Origin of the sequence: Veillonella parvula (genome assembly GCF_902810435.1) — a bacterium.
GTDB lineage: Bacteria > Bacillota > Negativicutes > Veillonellales > Veillonellaceae > Veillonella.
In genome coordinates this window covers 419,554-436,303 of sequence record NZ_LR778174.1, presented here as the reverse complement: position 1 = coordinate 436,303, position 16,750 = coordinate 419,554, and the positions used below count along the sequence as shown (strand labels likewise).

The following is a 16,750-nucleotide window of genomic DNA, read 5'->3' as shown; positions in this document are numbered from 1 at the left end:
CTGTTCTACAATGAAAGTATATTAAGAATCTCTATTATGTAACGGTATCGTATACTGCCCTGTATAACACGTATGTTTACTTACGAGGAGGCTCATTATGGAATCAATGGTCGAACGTTTTGTACGCTATACGAGCATAAATACACGGTCTAATGAGGAAAGTACAACCATTCCTAGTACTCAAACTCAAGTAGACTTTGCTACGAATGTGCTCGTCCCAGATTTAAAAGCAATAGGATTAGATGAGGTTATTTATAATCGTGAAAATGGTTTTGTCATCGGCACATTAAATGCTAACACTGATGAGAAAACTCCTTCCATCGGCTTCATTGCCCATATGGATACAGCTGATTATAACGCAGAAAATATTAAGCCTCGTATCGTAGAAAACTATGATGGTAGTGATATTTGCCTTAACGAAGAACATCAAATCTTCACCCGTCGTACAGATTTTCCTAACCTAAAAAATTACATTGGCAAGTCCTTAGTTGTAACCGATGGTCTAACACTTCTTGGTGGTGATGACAAGGCTGGCATCTGTGAAATCATGGAAGCCCTCGCCTATCTCGTATCTCACCCAGAAATCAAACATGGTAAAATCATGTGTGCTTTCGGTCCAGATGAAGAAATCGGTACTGGTGCTGACCACTTCGATGTTAAACAATTTCCTGTAGACTATGCTTACACTATCGATGGTGAAAGCCTAGGCCAACTCGAATATGAAACCTTTAATGCAGCTGGCGGTACCGTTACCCTGAAAGGTGTTTCTGTTCACACAGGTACTGCCAAAGGCATTATGATCAACTGTGCTAAACTAGCTATGCAATTTGACGCTTTATTACCAGGAGCAGCTGTTCCTGAGCACACATGTGGTCGCCAAGGTTTCTTTATGCTCATGAGCATGGAAACACAAGTAGATACCGGCAAAATGAACTATATTATCCGCGACCATAATAAGGAATTGTTCGAAGCAAAAAAAGCATTCTTCTTACAAGCAGGTCAAACATTGAATGAAATATATGGGCGTGAAGTATGTGAGGTCTCTGTAAAAGACCAATACTATAACATGTACGATATCATCAAAGACAATATGGAATGCGTAAACGTAGCCAAAGCAGCAATGAAAAAAGCTGGAATTACACCTATTTGTGATCCTATTCGCGGTGGCACAGATGGATCCAAAATCTCCTTCATGGGCATTCCTACACCAAATATTTTTACAGGCGTAGAAAATCTACATGGTCGTCATGAATTCGCATGTATCGATGATATGAAAAAAGCTGTTGAAGTTATCGTTAATATTGTAAATATTGAAAAATAATAATATTAGCAAAGCAGTACTAGATAACCAAAAAGGACTATACGAGCCTAGGCTCGTATAGTCCTTTTATTTTACATTTTACGCAAGCTTACCATTATGTTTGCGATTCCTAATTTCTTCTTCTTCAGCGCGAGCTTTCAACGAGAGGTCTCTCTCAGTCCCCACATAACGGCCATATAATAAATAATAGGCAACCAGCGCAAGGAGCGCAACAACAACAGTTACATGGAACATACTAGCATAACCTACAACCTCTTTAACGGCACCTAAAATATAGGGGCCAAAGCCAAGCCCCATATCCAAGGCAATGAAGTATGTAGATGTGGCAACACCAATACGATGAACAGGTACTATCTTAACAGTAACAGCTTGTCCGTTGGACATAAATGTACCATATCCAAGGCCAACAAACACAGCCGATAAAAGCACAAGCCATGTGGAGTGAGCGATGGATAATAAGAAAATACCAAGTGCTAAGGATACAAAACAAGGATAAAGAACGAAGTTTTCCCCTTTCATATCGAAAACAATGCCAAGCAATGGCCTTGTTATAGTAATAACGACGGCATATACAACAAAGAAGAAAGTGCCCGCCATAATAAGATCTAGATCTTTTGTGTAAGCCGCCATAAAGCCAATAACGCCAGAGTAGGCAAAGCCGACTAAAATGGAAACAAGACTGATTGAATTCATCCGTGGTTCAATATAGTCCGAAATTCTAATGCCCTTATGTCCTTCAGATTCGATACCAAGTTTAGGTTCATTAAATTTCATGATTACAGAGCCAATACCGCAAAGGATGATAAGTACAACACAGAATGCAATGATAAAATCATAACCAAGACTATGAAGCATCAATATACCTAAGAATGGTCCTACTGCAGCGGCAAGAGAAGTAGATAAGCCATAATAGTTAATCCCTTCCCCTCGACGTGACGTAGGAATAATAGCAGCTATGATAGTACTTGTAGCAGTAGATGTAATACCATAAGCAAAACCATTTAAGAAGCGAACACTATCAAGCATTAGTAAATTAGGTGTGTAGAAATACATAGCTGTTGAAATCAAGTAAATCAATAACCCTAAATAGAGCATCTTACGACATCCTAGGATACTGATAAACCGCCCTGCCAACAAACGGGCTACAACGGTGCCAATAATATATATACCAACAGCAAGTCCCGCTTGACTAGCCGTAGCATGAAGATTATCTTTTGCTACAACCGCAATAATAACGATTAATAAATAATAAATCAAAAATACTAAGAAATTAATCAAAGTATCAAGGACAAAGGATTTTGTCCACAAGGCCTCCTTAGCCTTATCCATATTATCAACTCCATTTTTTAAATTATTGTCAACCAGTTTGCGACAACGATTAATTATAAACCTCTCATTATAAAAAACAAGAATTAATATATTATATATCTTATCAATTTTATTTATAACAAACTACATATTCACAATAAACAAGCATTAATCTCCATTTTAATATCTCATATATTTTTACGATATAAAAACACCTTCAATAGCGACAGATGAGACCAAAAGACTCAAAGCCAACTATTAAAGGTGCTACTTTAAATATTTATTTTGTTTTTAGACCACAAGCTTTGAAGAAATTCTTGTACGCTTCAGCCTTTTTCGGTAGACTCAACGGATAGGCACGTGATGTAGATGGCAAACGTGTCAATGTCAATTCCCGACCATTAAATACAAAAGGAATTGTTTCACCAGTTTTAGGTAATTTAACCTTTTCTGGTAAAAGGCTCAATAAAATCTCCGTAGCCTTGCCGCCTGTTGTACCAATATGCTTACAGTCAGGGATTTGCTCCAGTACGTCCGCAAGTGGAACTGGTTCAACGACCTTAAGAAATGCATCAGATGCATTCCCTTTTTCGCGAATAGCTTTCAAAACAGTAGGACAAGATGCAATTCCAGCTTCAGACAAAAAGGCTTTGATCTTCTCAGGATCCATCGCTTTTTCCTCACCATTTCTAAAATGATCTTTTTCATCAAAGAATACGAGGCCAAATACACGCCACATATCATTTTGGAAATTTGGATAATGGAATTCCATAGCACGTTTTGATTGTTCTGGAGGAAATGTGCCCATCATCATGACTGTCGCCTTCTTTGGTAAGAATGGAGGGAATGGTCTTGTTTCAATTGTTTCTGCCATATAGCATCAACTCCTTTCACATTCTAATATGAACTTAATTTTCAATACAATATATGAGATATATCACACATTATAATCCAATTAGCTCCTAGGTGAAAGCAACTAAAGAACTCATTAAAATATATCAATAGACTTACATTATCTATTATTATTGGCCAATTGGTTGAGAAACTAAGGTATTAATATGATCGAAACCAACTGGTGTCGGAGATACGAGATACAAGCAAATTACAGCAGCCACGGCAAAACCGATTGCTAAATAAGAGAAACTGCCATTACGAGGAAATTCATACATACCAAAGAGGCGTATCCCTATAGCAGCACCAATAGCTGTAATCAAAGACGGTATAGAAAAAATGTTATAAAAACCGAATACTACCATAAGGCCTGCATAGCCACCTACTACAGTAACCATAGGCAACATGCGATCCATTGGATTTGGAATAGATCGCGTAAGTGCAGCTGGATAATATGAAGCCTCTATGCCAAACATGCCTAAGAATATATTAAAACCAGCCCAAATGCTATCCCATATGTTTCTAAAAGCATCTCTATGCTTGCCGGCATACCATGCAAAGTCTGTAATGATTAAAATGGCTAAGCCTACACAGACAAAGTAGAATTCACTAGGAATTTTAGGACCTATATAAGCACCTACAGCTGTTACAACAGCACTCAAAATCGATGCTACTATTACGCGCTGTAAACGAGGTCGTTTATTTTCAGGAATGCGTTTATACACAGTAGCCAATAACTCTAAAACAAAGCAAGCCATAAAAACAGCAATGCCTGCAGCAGGAACAAAGAACGCGCTTACCAAACTCAAAATGAAGGGAATGCACAAGCGCCATTTAGGGAATAAGACAAGATCTTTATAATCTAAACGAATATCTTGTGTTTCCATAGTGAAGTTGTTGTACACCACAAAGAGCAACATAAAGGCGATTACGTCAACCGCAGTTGCACCCCAAATCAATAAAGTTGGTACTACAACCATAGATAAGGCTACCCCAGAAAGGCGAGATAAACCAGCAGCCACTAAGCCCAGTAATAAAAACGGTGTTAAAGCAGATATAATTTCGAGCATAATATTCCTCCCATCATTGTATAAATTTAAGTATATAGTATCTACCACACTACATCAAGGAGAGATATATTTTTTCATAGCTAGACGCTTTCGCACAGCAGAGGTAGAGCAACCCATCGCCTGTGCAATCTTTGCAACTCCATAACCTTGAGCACGGAGTTTTTTAATCTTATTTTCGTCTAGATCAAGAGTATTTGCCCTTATTTCTATACCTTGCTCTCGCAAATACATTGCCACTGTAGAACCACGTATCCCATAAGCCAGTCCAATGTCATCTGTACTCATGTGATGATGAATATATAAATAAGCCATCTCCTCTACACGCATAGGCTTTCGAACTTTAGGAAGTAAGCAATTTCCCATATGCCGCAATACATGGTGAACTTTCCATCGCGATATACCATACATACGAGCAATGGCATCTGTACTATTTCCACTTTTATAAGCCCTACATATACGTACTACATCTATAGAGACGTTTTTATTTGATTGCTGACAAGCCAATCCATATTCTTTCAAGCGATTCGCTATCGTCGTAATAGACACATCATAACGCTTTGCTAATGAATGGAGCGACCACTTACCGGTCTCATACAAAGCTTGTACATGGACCATATTGATTTCTTTCTTCAGAGGCCTCCGTTCGATATCGTACGCTTTCATACGGCGCATGATGGTATCAACACTACATTGAAAATAATCCGCCACATCGCGAACGCTCCATTGTTTCTCTATATATAATTGCTGCAACAGCTGTTTTGGTATAACACGCACATTTCGATACATAATTTTGCCCTTCCTTATAAACGAACTCCTTCCCCTATTATTGTGAAAGTTTCACTAAGAAAAAACAATAAAAAAGAGGTTCCTAATAGTCACATAGGTGACCAATAGGAACCTCTTTCAATATGTAATTATATGCCCCACATTATGATATGTGACAGTATGGTTGCTATACCACATCAGTGCACAATCCATTATTATTTATGTTCCAATAAAACCATAATTAGTTTATACACTTATAAATAGATTACTTCATTAACGGTATCTACGTTCAAGAGCTTTAGGTTTACTTAAAATGATGGACCATTTCATGCCCTCTTTTAAAGCATGATTAGATTTACGACCGCGAGTTGAAGTCGCAGCTAGAGCAGTAGGCGCAGTTGTAATGCCTACATTTTCAATAAGAACTTGCCCCTCTTTAGCTGCTTTATCTCGTTTAAACTCAGCTAGTCTTTCACTTAAGGTCGGCCCCGTAACAGCTTCTCTATCTAAGCGAGTCTTACTGGTAGTATAACTCGGATTGCTACTGGAACTTTTCATTGATAAGGCTTCAATATCTCGTTGAGCTGCTGCAGCCTCTTCATTGAAATGTATGTCCTCCATAGTTTTCGATGGTGCTTCTGGTTGCTGATTTACAATCGGTTTATCTTCATAAGAGTCCCGATAAAAGTCATCAACCTTAGACAAATCATCCATAGACGGTTCATCTACCTTGCGTTCTATGGAGATGCCATATTCGCGCTCCATATCTTCCCAAGTTCCGCCACCAGAGCTTTCATACTCATCATACTCTTCAGACTCTTCAGTATTCTTATTTTTTATAATGGAAAAAGCAATGTACGCTATGATACCTAAAACAAAGATTGGATTATGCGAAAAGATGGATAGCACTGAAGACAAAATAGAGTCCATAGCTACTCCTATTCACCATCTGCTAAGTTTTCACGCATTTTAGTGTCTGCAATAATATTGTTCATATTGTAGTAATCCATAACGCCAAGATTACCATTTCTGAAAGCTTCTGCCAATGCTTTAGGGACTTCAGCTTGTGCTTCCACAACCTTAGCTTGCATGTCTTGTGTTTTAGCACGCATTTCTTGTTCTGTAGCAACAGCCATTGCACGACGTTCTTCCGCACGAGCTTGAGCGATTTTCTTATCCGCTTCCGCTTGGTCAGTTTGCAATTGAGCGCCAATGTTACGTCCCACGTCTACGTCAGCGATATCGATGGACAAGATTTCGAATGCAGTACCCGCATCAAGGCCTTTACCCAATACAGTACGGGAAATGTGATCTGGATTTTCCAATACATCTGTATGTTCTTCAGAGGAACCTACAGTCGTTACGATACCTTCACCTACACGGGCAATAATTGTGGCTTCACCAGCACCCCCAACGAGGCGATCGATATTCGCACGTACAGTAACACGAGCACGAACTTTCAATTCAATACCATTTTTTGCTACCGCAGAAATAATTGGAGTTTCAATCACTTTAGGATTAACGGACATTTGAACCGCTTCCAATACATCACGACCGGCGAGGTCGATAGCTGCGGAACGTTCAAAGGTCAACGGAATAGATGCCCGTTCAGCGGCAATCAAAGCATCTACAACGCGGTCAACGTCACCACCTGCGAGGTAATGAGCTTCCAACTGATTTACATTCACATCAAGACCTGCTTTATTAGCTTTAATCAAAGGCATTACGATTTGAGATGGATTTACACGACGTAAGCGCATGCCTACAAGTGTAAAGATACCAACGTTAACGCCCGCTGCTAGAGCAGATACCCAAAGTCCTAATGGCACAACATATAAGAATACCATAATACCAATCAGCAAAATGGGAATCAAAATTAAAATACCTACATCCATAATAACCTCCATTATTTACAACGATGTTGTGAAAGCTTAATCACGCTTTCTAACAATATTGCGGCCACCTACAACGCGAAGCACCACAATAGGTGAACCGGCATCGATGAAGTCACCTTCGGTTACAACATCTACCAAATTACCATTAATTTTAGCAATACCTGCAGGGCGCAGTGTTGTATGAGCTACGCCTTCCTTGCCAGCCAAATCTTCTAATACATCATTAGATACATAACCAGCTTTTGTCGTAGATCGTTGCCCTAAGGTAAACAATTTGCCTATCCAAGTCTTTTCAAAGTGATTAAAGAACACGATGATAATGACAATTAACAAGGCTGTTAATCCTAGCACGGCATACAATGCTACTGTGCCTTCCCCAAGAGCTACATAAACGCCCCACAGGAATGCGCAATAACCGATAAGACCTAAAATACCGCCTGGTACTACGAGTTCTACCGCCATCAAGGCAACGCCGATAGCCATCCATATCAAAAACTCCATAGGGCCTCCTCTCTTAAATTAATTTTATACAACTGATATGTTCATTATACAATATTGAGGATAAATTATAAAGACACTAAATAAAAACGACTACTTGCGCAGGTACAACCTGATTCAGTAGTCGTTTATTATACTGAGTACAAATCAATTTACTTTATGATCTCAAGGTTATATTCCAAGATTTTAAAGAGCCATGATATTATACTTCTGTTTTTTTCAATTGGTCATTGCCAACGCCTGTTTTTTGAAGGATTAACAAGCTAATGCTCATAGCCATACCTACTACAGTGGCAAGACCCATCCCTTTTAATACAACAGGACCAACTGCGAGTTCTGCACCGCTAAGACCTACCACAAGGATAACGGATGTAAGAATCATATTAACAGGATTTGTGTAGTCTACTTTACGTTCTACAAGCATACGCAAGCCAGATGCTGCGATGATACCGAACAATAAAATAGAAACCCCACCCATAACAGGTACTGGGATAGCATGAATAAGTGCTGCCACTTTACCAACAAAGGATATAATCATCGCAAGCACTGCAGCACCGCCAATTACCCATACGCTAAAACAACGAGTAATTGCAAGTACGCCGATGTTTTCACCATACGTCGTATTTGGTGTAGCACCAAAGAAACCAGAAAGAATATTTGCAAGGCCATCACCAAGCAAGGATCTTTGTAGACCTGGCTCTTTCATCAAGTCTTTAGCGACAATATTACTAGTAACAACTAAATGACCAACATGCTCTGCAAATACTACGAAGAGCGCCGGCATAATCATGATAATCGCATTGATATCAAACACAGGCATGCCGTAGAACTGAGGCAATGAAAGCCAAGGAGCAGCTTCTACTCCAGAGAAGTCAACAACTCCCATCACAGCAGACAATACATAACCGGATACAACACCAATAAGAACAGGAATAACAGCTAAGAAACCACGGAACACAACAGTTCCTAGTAAGGTAACAACTAAGGAAAACATAGAGATAATAACAGCTTGACTATGGCTCATGCCTAAATCTTGATTACCGATAAGGCCAGACATACTCATCGCTACTGGCGCTAATTCTAAGCCGATAATCGCTACGATAGCACCCATAGCAGCTGGCGGAAATAATTTATCAATCCAACGCGTACCAATATAACGGACGAGAACAGATAAAATAACAAAAGATAGACCAAATATAACGAAGGCGCCCTTTGCTGCTTCATAGCCAAGACCAGCAGATAATACACCTGCTACAGGCGCAATAAAAGCAAAGCTGGAACCAAGATATGCAGGAATCTTACCCTTACACACGAATAAGTATAATAATGTACCAATACCATTCATAAACAATGCTGTTGCAGGGTCTACTTTTAATAAATACGGTACCAATACGGTAGAGCCAAACATGGCAAATAAATGTTGAAAACTAAGTGGTAACATTCGGCCCCATGATGGGCGTTCTTGAATATCAATATAATCTTTCATCATTTCTCCTCACACACAATATAACGATGCTAAGTTCATATAGTACAGTCCTTAAATATACTCTATGAATTTACACAAACAGATTTATCTTATGATACATACGTTAGATATTAACGTTCAAATTTAGTCTATCTACGAGTCGACTTTTTAGAAGGCCGTGGTTTAAACGGTCCAGGCATATTTGTCTTATTAGTACGCGTCGTAGCAGCAGGCTTAAAACGACTTTGTGTTTCTTCACGCAAAGATGGTAATGGTTCAGCTGTACCAACTTGTTTTACCCCTTCTACATTACGACGACCAATGCTTGCCAACAACCCAATAGCCATGAAATTCATCAATAATGAAGAGCCCCCATAACTAACAAACGGTAATGGTACCCCTGTTACAGGCATGATACCGCATACCATGGCGATGTTAAACAAAGCCTGACCACTGATAAGCAATGTTATGCCCATTGCTAACCATTTCCCGAATTCATCACGAGCCTTATTAGAAATGCGGAACCCAAAATAGGTAAAAGCCGCAATCAGAACGACAACAAACACTGCACCAATGAAACCCATTTCTTGGGCCCATACAGCAAAGGCAAAGTCCGTATGTGCTTCTGGTAAGTAAAAATACTTTGATGTACCTTGCATAAAGCCTTCGCCTAAAATACCGCCAGAACCTACGGCCAACAGCCCTTGAACTGTTTGATACCCCATATCCTGCGCATGAGGCCAAGGATCAAACCAAGATTGAATACGTTCCCAGCGATATGGTGACATGCGAGCTGCAATAAAGCCAAGAAATCCAGCTATCGCAAACGCTCCGCCAAAGAATTTTCCATCAAAGCCCGCTAAGTAAATGAGCACAAAGGAAAAGCCAAAAATCAGTACGGTCGTGCCCATATCTGGTTGCAAGATTGTTAAGCCTGCAAATATAATTGGCCATATTAACATGGGCAACATATAACTTATACGTTCACTAAAATAACCTTGTAAATTAATGAGAGGGTTAGTATGCTTTGGTTTTCCCCATTTCCGCATGGTACTCAATTTAGCCGACGTCCATATCAAGGCAGCCAATTTCGCAAATTCTGAAGGTTGAATCGATACAGGCCCAATAACAATCCAACGACGCGCACCATTAATGACTGCACCAATCACAAGAACCAAAATCATACCAATTAGTGTAGCAATCATAATTCTTTGCAACATGTGAGGCTTCTGTAACTTACGGTAATCGTAACGATACAATATAACACCAGCCGCCATAGACAAAAACAAGAATGTCATATGTTTTAAAAAGTATCCTAGTAATCCCGTATTTTCATAGATAGAGCTGATATACGTAGCACTAAAGATATTTACACTGCCTATAATTGTAATGAGAAGAATAGGTAAGAGCATACCTTGTAAATCATTTTTAAAGAGTGAGCCCCACCGACTATCCCCCTTATTCGGTGTTTGCATGTTAAGCCTCCTTTTGAACTTTTGGCTTAATTGCTTCTAAGCGAAAAATAGGTTGTCCTTTTTTACTAAATTTCTCTTCATACTCAGTTTTTACATTTGGAAGGTCTGTGCTATGTAAATCATACGTTACATTTTTAAGCTCCCAACCACACGCTTTAAACTCTTCAAGAGAGAACATGAACAACCCTTCATTATCTGTCTTAAAGTGAACTTCTCCACCATCTTTCAAAAGGCGGGCATAACGATCAAGGAATGTGTGATATGTAAGGCGGCGTTTTGCATGTTTAGCCTTAGGCCAAGGATCACAGAAGTTAATATAGAAACGATCAACTTCTCCAGGTGCCACTATCTCTTCGATACCTGCAATATCAAATAGAGAGACCTTTGCATTGTTTCGCTCTCCTTCAAAGATTTTTTGTGCTGCATAATAGATAACACCCATTTGTACTTCAAAACCTACGAAGTTAGCATTTGGATACGCTTCAGACATCCCCGCAATAAAGCGACCTTTCCCCGTCCCTAGTTCCATATATAATGGGTACTCAGGATGCTCAAATAATTCACGCCATTTGCCTTTGTGCTCTTCTTGACCAGACAAAATGATGTGAGAGTCATATTCGTGGATAGCTTCATCAATCCATGGTTTTCTACGAAGGCGCATACTTTCTCCTTACATCTATTTTTAATAATATATTTATATTTATTATTACAGGTCATATACCTATCTTATTAATTATAGAAAAGGGGACCTTAAACGTCAATTACATTCTATGGATTTAACCCTAATCAATGGAACTGTGAACGTAAAAGCCATAAGAAAAGACCTACTTCCGAAAGAAGTAGGTCTACATTTTATTGGAAAATCATAGCTTCTAAGTTTTCAATTTGATATTGACTTAGGCCAAGTTCAGATAAACTCTTTTCAGCTGCAGTGAAAAGATTATTTTTACCAACTCGAGTACCTAGTGCTGCCGCAGCGACCAATTCACGGTCCAATTTACCTAAACGTGAACGATTACGATTTTGAGGTTTTGGTTTTTTCATACGGAACGTATTATATTGAACCCCCTCTTTTGTTTCCTCAGCTTTCGGCTTTGTTAAAGGTGCCCCATTAGTGCCATTCCCCAATAAAGCACTAAGTCCTGTTTGCTTTGGAACCAATTTTTCGTACTCATCGCCAAACTCAGGGCGTTCATCACGTAGTTGATCAAATGTAGCTAAAGCAGCATTCATTTGTTTCAAGCCCGCAGCAGAGTAAAGTTGACGAATGGCAATACTCACCTCTTGCGGCGTCAACGTGCCTCGCTCAATAGCAGATGCAATTGCACTCTTTAATGCACCTTGATCACCAGACGCAGTATAGCGGCCGATTTCAACCAAGTCTTTCTGACGTGCATTAAGCTCTTTTGGCGTATATATATTTATCTCAGATATAGATGGTGCCTGTTTAGAAGGTTGTTCTCCCGCCCCATTAGCCTCAAACATATAGCCACCGGCAACGATGGCCACGGCTAATGTTAAGGTTAATACTCTTTTCAAAGTCTTACAATCTCCCTTATCATTAATACTAATTGTATAATACTGCAATAGTAACGTACATTATCAATGGATTTATTTTACTATTCTACTGTAATACATACTGTAGATATTATTATATAATACTTCATCTAATTTTTATAGTCCTATTCGAAAAAAATCTATAATCTTTTAATAAATTATATATATTTATCTATAAAAATTATATATTTATAAACCACACTTAACAATACATCAAAATGCACCTCTACTATTTTATCAAAGAGATTAATGACTATCGTAACATACTAATATTCCTTACAACTATAATTTTCTACCATTTCGGTTTATGATCCATTAGAAAAATAGAATCATTAAAATTATATAGCCGTTCCAAAGAACGCAAAAAGGCGGTACAACCAAATGGTTGTACCGCCTTGATTCATCAATTATTCAGCAGTGAATGGCAATAAAGCAATTGCACGTGCACGTTTGATAGATGTAGTCAATTTGCGTTGATGTTTTGCGCAAGTACCGGAAATACGACGAGGTAAGATTTTACCGCGTTCAGTCGTAAAACGACGAAGTTTAGCAACATCTTTATAGTCGATTTGATCGATATGGTCTGCACAGAAAATGCATACTTTTCTTCTTGGCTTTCTGCCTCTATCTCTTCTCATTGCGAATCCTCCTTTTCGAATTAGTAGGAGTCCCTGACACTAGAACGGGATGTTTTCGTCATCGCCGCCTGTACTGAAACTATCAAAATTGGACCCACCTTCGAAAGAATTAGTATTCATATCAAGGGATTGGCCCACAAAGTTCGCTACCACTTCAGTAACGTACCGTTTTTGACCGTCCTGAGTCTCGTAAGAACGAGTTTGCAAACGACCTTCTACAAAGCAACGACTGCCTTTACGAAGATTGCCTGCCGCTTCACCAAGTTTACCCCAAGCAACGCAGTTGATGAAAGCAGTTTGTTCTTTCGTCTCATTTGTTGTGGAATCAATATAGGTATTTGTGGCAGCTACTGTGAAAGTTGCTACCGCACGACCAGTTTTGGTATAGCGTACTTCAGGATCACGAGCTAAATTACCTAGAATTTGTACAGAGTTCATGTTTTCCTCCAGGCTTTAATTATGCTTCGTGTTTAACAATTAGATGTCTTAGGACTTCATCGTTGATTTTCAATACACGATCGATTTCTTTGATTTCAGCAGGAGCTGCCTCAAAGTTAATCAATACATAGAAACCGTCAGTGAATTTCTTCACCGCGTAAGCAAGACGGCGCTTGCCCCAACGATCTACCTTTTCTACTGTGCCGCCTACACGAGCAATTAAAGCTTCTACTTTTTCAATAACAGCGTTAGTTGCTTCCTCTTCAGCTGGTTTCACAATAAACATGACTTCGTATTTGTTCATACAAAATCACCTCCTCTTTCGGACTAATGCCCCTATCGACACATAGGGGTAGGAAGTGCTTACCATCAATAAGCCTTACTATTATAACCTAAAAAAATAATGAAAGCAAGGACTCAATTTAAGCCCTTGCTTTCACCAATATTATATACGATTATATTTTTCATCCTCAGGAAAGGCAATCATAGCACAGATACTTACAAATATGGCTATTACCCCCATCATAGGATAGGCCGTATCATTTGGTAAGAAGGTAAGTATCAACGATGACACAATACCACTACCATATTGCATGGCACCTAATAGTGCCGCCCCAGATCCAGCCATTCTACCTGCTCTATCTAAAGCTAATGCATTAGTTACAGCGGCAATGATACCGTTCATGGAGAAGAATAAAAAACAGCCAATAACGATTAACCACAATGAATGGTAACCTAAGAACATCAAGCCCATAACAATGGATACACAAACAGCAGCAAATAGTGTGGCATATTTCAATAGTCTATCAAGGCGTATAGCACTTACAATACGACGATTAATAGCACTTAACAACATAACACCAATAATATTGACAGAAAAGAGATAACCAAAATATTCTTTGGGCACTTCATACACATCTATATATACATAAGGCGATCCCGTTAAAAACGCATAAATGGCAATATAAAATGAGCTAACACATAGGGTATATTTCATAAACCCTTTATTGCGCAATAAAATCCAATAATTATTATAGGTATGACCTATAGACTTTTTACTACGTTTTTCTAAGGGATGTGTCTCAGGAATCACCAATACGGCAACGAGCATTAAAAGCCCTATACCAACAAGCAACCAGAATATAGAATGCCATGTATACCATACAAGTAAATGTCCTGCTAACATTGGGCCTGCTATAGGCGCTATAGCCATAACGATGGCCAATGTAGACAACATTTTAGCCGCCTCAGTCCGACCATATAAATCCCGAATCATAGCCCGCGATAGCATCGGTCCTACACAGGCACCAAAGGCCTGAAACACACGCCAAGCCAATAACTCCATCATAGAGGAACTCAAGGCACAGCCTACAGAACCAATAATAAATAAAACTATCCCTATAATCAGTGGCTTCTTACGACCAATTTTATCGCTAACGGCGCCCCAAAAAAGCTGAGCTAGCGCAAACCCAATTAAGAACCCCGTCAACGTAAGCTCCGCATCACCATTGAGGTCACGCCCCATCTCAGGCATGGCAGGCAAATAAATATCCGTCGACAACGATGTAAACGCCATCAAAGCACTTAATATAGACGTAAAAAGCCATCCCTTATTGCTAATCGTCAGCATAAAGACACCACTTTCATATAAAACCGCACTATCATATGTATGTATTTAAATTATATCAGAAATAAAATTAATGCTATATAAAGTTTTGATTTTTTCAATAAAAAAGCGTAGTAAAATACTACGCAAAAATTGGTCTATAGTAATATCACTCTTTGCACTATTCAAATAGTATAAAGACAAAAGCCTAACGCAACAGAGTATTCAAAATACTCGCACGCTAGGCAACCCTTAAAAAGTATTTATAAGATGAGCCTAACGCTACCACACGTCGATGGCTCTCTTTTTACTTATTATACACCATAAACAGAATTTCTAAAAGAAATTATAAAACAAATAGTATGACTAATAAATTCCTCATAATGCGACCTTTTATAGTCATAAACTTAAACAATATTTACATAAATCAGAAATTCTATAGAAAATCCTTGCGTCATTATTCTATATAATTTACTATATATAGAGAAATCTGATTATAAAAAGGAGTCATCATGGCTAATATCAATGAAAACTACTTAAACCTTCAAGGTTCTTATTTATTTGCTAATATTGCTAAAAAGGTAAATGAGTACCAAACTGCTCATCCAGATGCAGATATTATTCGTCTTGGTATCGGCGATGTTACATTACCTCTTGCTCCAGCAATTATCGATGCTATGAGTAAAGCTGTTCAAGAAATGGGAAAAGCAGAAACATTCCGAGGTTATGGTCCTGAACAAGGATATGATTTCTTACGTCAAGCTATTGTTGATGGCGATTACAAACCATTAGGCGTAGATATAGCTATTGACGAAGTATTCGTTTCCGATGGTGCAAAATCTGACGTTGGTAATATCCAAGAGTTATTCAGCGAAGATAACATCATTGCTATCACAGATCCTGTGTACCCAGTATACTTAGACTCCAACGTTATGGGTGGTCGTACTGGCGAAGCTGTAGATGGCATCTTCCAAAAGGTTGTATACCTCCCTACTTACGCAGAAAATAACTTCTCTCCAGAATTCCCTTCTGAACGTGTAGACATCGTATATCTTTGCTCACCTAACAATCCAACCGGTACTGTTTTGAGCCGTGCTCGTTTAGCAGAATGGATCAAATGGTGTAAAGATAATGATGCGATTTTGATGTTTGACTCCGCTTACGAAGCTTTCATCAGCACAGAAGATACTGTAAAATCTATCTACGAAATCGAAGGTGCTCGAGAAGTAGCTATCGAGTTCCGGTCCTTCTCCAAAACTGCAGGTTTCACTGGTACACGTTGTGCTTACGCCGTAGTACCTAAAGAAGTAACTGGCAAAACTAAATCTGGTGAACGCCAACCGCTAAATCCTATGTGGAACCGTCGTCAATGCACTAAATTCAATGGTGTTCCTTACATCATCCAACGCGGTGCTGAAGCAGTATACACAAAAGAAGGTCGTGAACAAACACGTGCAAACATTGCGTACTATAAAGAAAATGCCCGCATCATCAAAGAGGGTCTTGAATCTATCGGCCTTACTGTATATGGCGGTGTGGACGCTCCATATATTTGGCTAAAAACACCTGGCAACATGACTAGCTGGGAATTATTCGACATCTTGCTCGAACAAGTTCAAATCGTATCTACACCAGGCTCTGGCTTTGGCCCTCATGGTGAAGGTTACCTTCGTTTGACAGCATTCGGTAGCCGTGAAAATACAATTCGTGCCGTTGAAAGAATCAAAACATTACAATTCTAATAATAAAAGGATGTGTCCTTATAAAATTGAACTGCCCCCCCAAAAATTGAACTCAATTTTTGGGGGGCAGTTCAAATCAGA

Annotated in this window: 17 protein-coding genes; 2 read left to right on the top strand and 15 right to left on the bottom strand. The window is 39.0% G+C overall.

Features of this window, described 5'->3' with window-relative positions; genetic code table 11:
• Positions 1 to 97 precede the first annotated feature (97 nt).
• Positions 98 to 1,321, top strand: coding sequence for a peptidase T (gene pepT, locus FNLLGLLA_RS01740; protein WP_156697147.1), 1,224 nt, complete (start codon positions 98 to 100; stop codon positions 1,319 to 1,321).
• A 78-nt stretch (positions 1,322 to 1,399) separates the two neighbouring features.
• Here pepT and FNLLGLLA_RS01735 read toward each other — a convergent pair whose 3' ends face one another.
• From FNLLGLLA_RS01735 to FNLLGLLA_RS01665, 15 genes are all read right to left on the bottom strand, one after another.
• Positions 1,400 to 2,686: an MFS transporter gene (locus FNLLGLLA_RS01735; RefSeq protein ID WP_332057514.1), complete on the bottom strand. Its 1,287-nt coding sequence runs from the start codon at positions 2,684 to 2,686 to the stop codon at positions 1,400 to 1,402.
• Positions 2,687 to 2,909: 223 nt separating this feature from the next.
• The gene (locus FNLLGLLA_RS01730) at positions 2,910 to 3,503 is read right to left on the bottom strand and encodes a DNA glycosylase (protein ID WP_008602839.1); all 594 of its coding nucleotides are present in this window, start codon (positions 3,501 to 3,503) and stop codon (positions 2,910 to 2,912) included.
• Positions 3,504 to 3,651: 148 nt separating this feature from the next.
• The gene (locus FNLLGLLA_RS01725; protein ID WP_156697146.1) at positions 3,652 to 4,590 is read right to left on the bottom strand and encodes a hypothetical protein; all 939 of its coding nucleotides are present in this window, start codon (positions 4,588 to 4,590) and stop codon (positions 3,652 to 3,654) included.
• A gap of 54 nt (positions 4,591 to 4,644) precedes the next feature.
• Positions 4,645 to 5,376, bottom strand: a complete 732-nt coding sequence (locus tag FNLLGLLA_RS01720) for a sortase (RefSeq protein WP_156697145.1) — start codon at positions 5,374 to 5,376, stop codon at positions 4,645 to 4,647.
• A gap of 252 nt (positions 5,377 to 5,628) precedes the next feature.
• Entirely contained in the window at positions 5,629 to 6,285 is a 657-nt protein-coding gene (locus FNLLGLLA_RS01715; RefSeq protein WP_156697144.1) for a hypothetical protein, read from the bottom strand.
• A gap of 8 nt (positions 6,286 to 6,293) precedes the next feature.
• A complete protein-coding gene (gene floA / locus FNLLGLLA_RS01710) occupies positions 6,294 to 7,250 on the bottom strand; it encodes a flotillin-like protein FloA (protein ID WP_004693762.1) in 957 nt (318 codons plus the stop codon).
• 36 nt (positions 7,251 to 7,286) lie between these two features.
• Positions 7,287 to 7,751 (bottom strand): NfeD family protein, encoded by a 465-nt coding sequence (locus tag FNLLGLLA_RS01705; protein WP_012863916.1) that lies wholly within the window; start codon positions 7,749 to 7,751, stop codon positions 7,287 to 7,289.
• A gap of 199 nt (positions 7,752 to 7,950) precedes the next feature.
• On the bottom strand, positions 7,951 to 9,234 hold the full coding sequence (uraA, locus tag FNLLGLLA_RS01700; RefSeq protein ID WP_174892426.1) for a uracil permease: 1,284 nt from the start codon (positions 9,232 to 9,234) through the stop codon (positions 7,951 to 7,953).
• 128 nt (positions 9,235 to 9,362) lie between these two features.
• The gene (locus FNLLGLLA_RS01695) at positions 9,363 to 10,688 is read right to left on the bottom strand and encodes an FtsW/RodA/SpoVE family cell cycle protein (protein WP_120055569.1); all 1,326 of its coding nucleotides are present in this window, start codon (positions 10,686 to 10,688) and stop codon (positions 9,363 to 9,365) included.
• Position 10,689: 1 nt separating this feature from the next.
• Complete coding sequence (gene trmB, locus FNLLGLLA_RS01690; protein WP_174892194.1) at positions 10,690 to 11,349, bottom strand: tRNA (guanosine(46)-N7)-methyltransferase TrmB; 660 nt, start codon at positions 11,347 to 11,349, stop codon at positions 10,690 to 10,692.
• A 191-nt stretch (positions 11,350 to 11,540) separates the two neighbouring features.
• Positions 11,541 to 12,227: a carboxymuconolactone decarboxylase family protein gene (locus tag FNLLGLLA_RS01685; RefSeq protein WP_021147750.1), complete on the bottom strand. Its 687-nt coding sequence runs from the start codon at positions 12,225 to 12,227 to the stop codon at positions 11,541 to 11,543.
• Positions 12,228 to 12,652: 425 nt separating this feature from the next.
• The gene (gene rpsR, locus FNLLGLLA_RS01680) at positions 12,653 to 12,883 is read right to left on the bottom strand and encodes a 30S ribosomal protein S18 (protein ID WP_174892193.1); all 231 of its coding nucleotides are present in this window, start codon (positions 12,881 to 12,883) and stop codon (positions 12,653 to 12,655) included.
• Between the two features lie 39 nt (positions 12,884 to 12,922).
• Complete coding sequence (locus FNLLGLLA_RS01675) at positions 12,923 to 13,321, bottom strand: single-stranded DNA-binding protein (RefSeq protein ID WP_004693797.1); 399 nt, start codon at positions 13,319 to 13,321, stop codon at positions 12,923 to 12,925.
• Between the two features lie 19 nt (positions 13,322 to 13,340).
• Positions 13,341 to 13,625, bottom strand: coding sequence for a 30S ribosomal protein S6 (gene rpsF / locus FNLLGLLA_RS01670; RefSeq protein WP_004693799.1), 285 nt, complete (start codon positions 13,623 to 13,625; stop codon positions 13,341 to 13,343).
• A gap of 141 nt (positions 13,626 to 13,766) precedes the next feature.
• Positions 13,767 to 14,951 carry a multidrug effflux MFS transporter gene (locus tag FNLLGLLA_RS01665; RefSeq protein WP_174892192.1) on the bottom strand — a complete coding sequence of 395 codons (1,185 nt, stop codon included), beginning with the start codon at positions 14,949 to 14,951 and terminating at the stop codon, positions 13,767 to 13,769.
• A 488-nt stretch (positions 14,952 to 15,439) separates the two neighbouring features.
• On the opposite strand from FNLLGLLA_RS01665, the gene FNLLGLLA_RS01660 reads away from it, so the two are divergent.
• A complete protein-coding gene (locus FNLLGLLA_RS01660) occupies positions 15,440 to 16,669 on the top strand; it encodes an LL-diaminopimelate aminotransferase (protein WP_008602874.1) in 1,230 nt (409 codons plus the stop codon).
• The last annotated feature ends 81 nt before the right edge of the window (positions 16,670 to 16,750 follow it).

Coding starts and splice junctions, on each gene's coding strand:
- uraA (WP_174892426.1), bottom strand. CDS start 9,234: ATGAAAGATTATATTGATATTCAAGAACGCCCATCATGGGGCCGAATG.
- rpsF (WP_004693799.1), bottom strand. CDS start 13,625: ATGAACAAATACGAAGTCATGTTTATTGTGAAACCAGCTGAAGAGGAA.
- FNLLGLLA_RS01695 (WP_120055569.1), bottom strand. CDS start 10,688: ATGCAAACACCGAATAAGGGGGATAGTCGGTGGGGCTCACTCTTTAAA.
- FNLLGLLA_RS01730 (WP_008602839.1), bottom strand. CDS start 3,503: ATGGCAGAAACAATTGAAACAAGACCATTCCCTCCATTCTTACCAAAG.
- FNLLGLLA_RS01675 (WP_004693797.1), bottom strand. CDS start 13,321: ATGAACTCTGTACAAATTCTAGGTAATTTAGCTCGTGATCCTGAAGTA.
- FNLLGLLA_RS01705 (WP_012863916.1), bottom strand. CDS start 7,751: ATGGAGTTTTTGATATGGATGGCTATCGGCGTTGCCTTGATGGCGGTA.
- trmB (WP_174892194.1), bottom strand. CDS start 11,349: ATGCGCCTTCGTAGAAAACCATGGATTGATGAAGCTATCCACGAATAT.
- FNLLGLLA_RS01660 (WP_008602874.1), top strand. CDS start 15,440: ATGGCTAATATCAATGAAAACTACTTAAACCTTCAAGGTTCTTATTTA.
- FNLLGLLA_RS01665 (WP_174892192.1), bottom strand. CDS start 14,951: ATGCTGACGATTAGCAATAAGGGATGGCTTTTTACGTCTATATTAAGT.
- FNLLGLLA_RS01715 (WP_156697144.1), bottom strand. CDS start 6,285: ATGGACTCTATTTTGTCTTCAGTGCTATCCATCTTTTCGCATAATCCA.
- FNLLGLLA_RS01720 (WP_156697145.1), bottom strand. CDS start 5,376: ATGTATCGAAATGTGCGTGTTATACCAAAACAGCTGTTGCAGCAATTA.
- pepT (WP_156697147.1), top strand. CDS start 98: ATGGAATCAATGGTCGAACGTTTTGTACGCTATACGAGCATAAATACA.
- floA (WP_004693762.1), bottom strand. CDS start 7,250: ATGGATGTAGGTATTTTAATTTTGATTCCCATTTTGCTGATTGGTATT.
- rpsR (WP_174892193.1), bottom strand. CDS start 12,883: ATGAGAAGAGATAGAGGCAGAAAGCCAAGAAGAAAAGTATGCATTTTC.
- FNLLGLLA_RS01725 (WP_156697146.1), bottom strand. CDS start 4,590: ATGCTCGAAATTATATCTGCTTTAACACCGTTTTTATTACTGGGCTTA.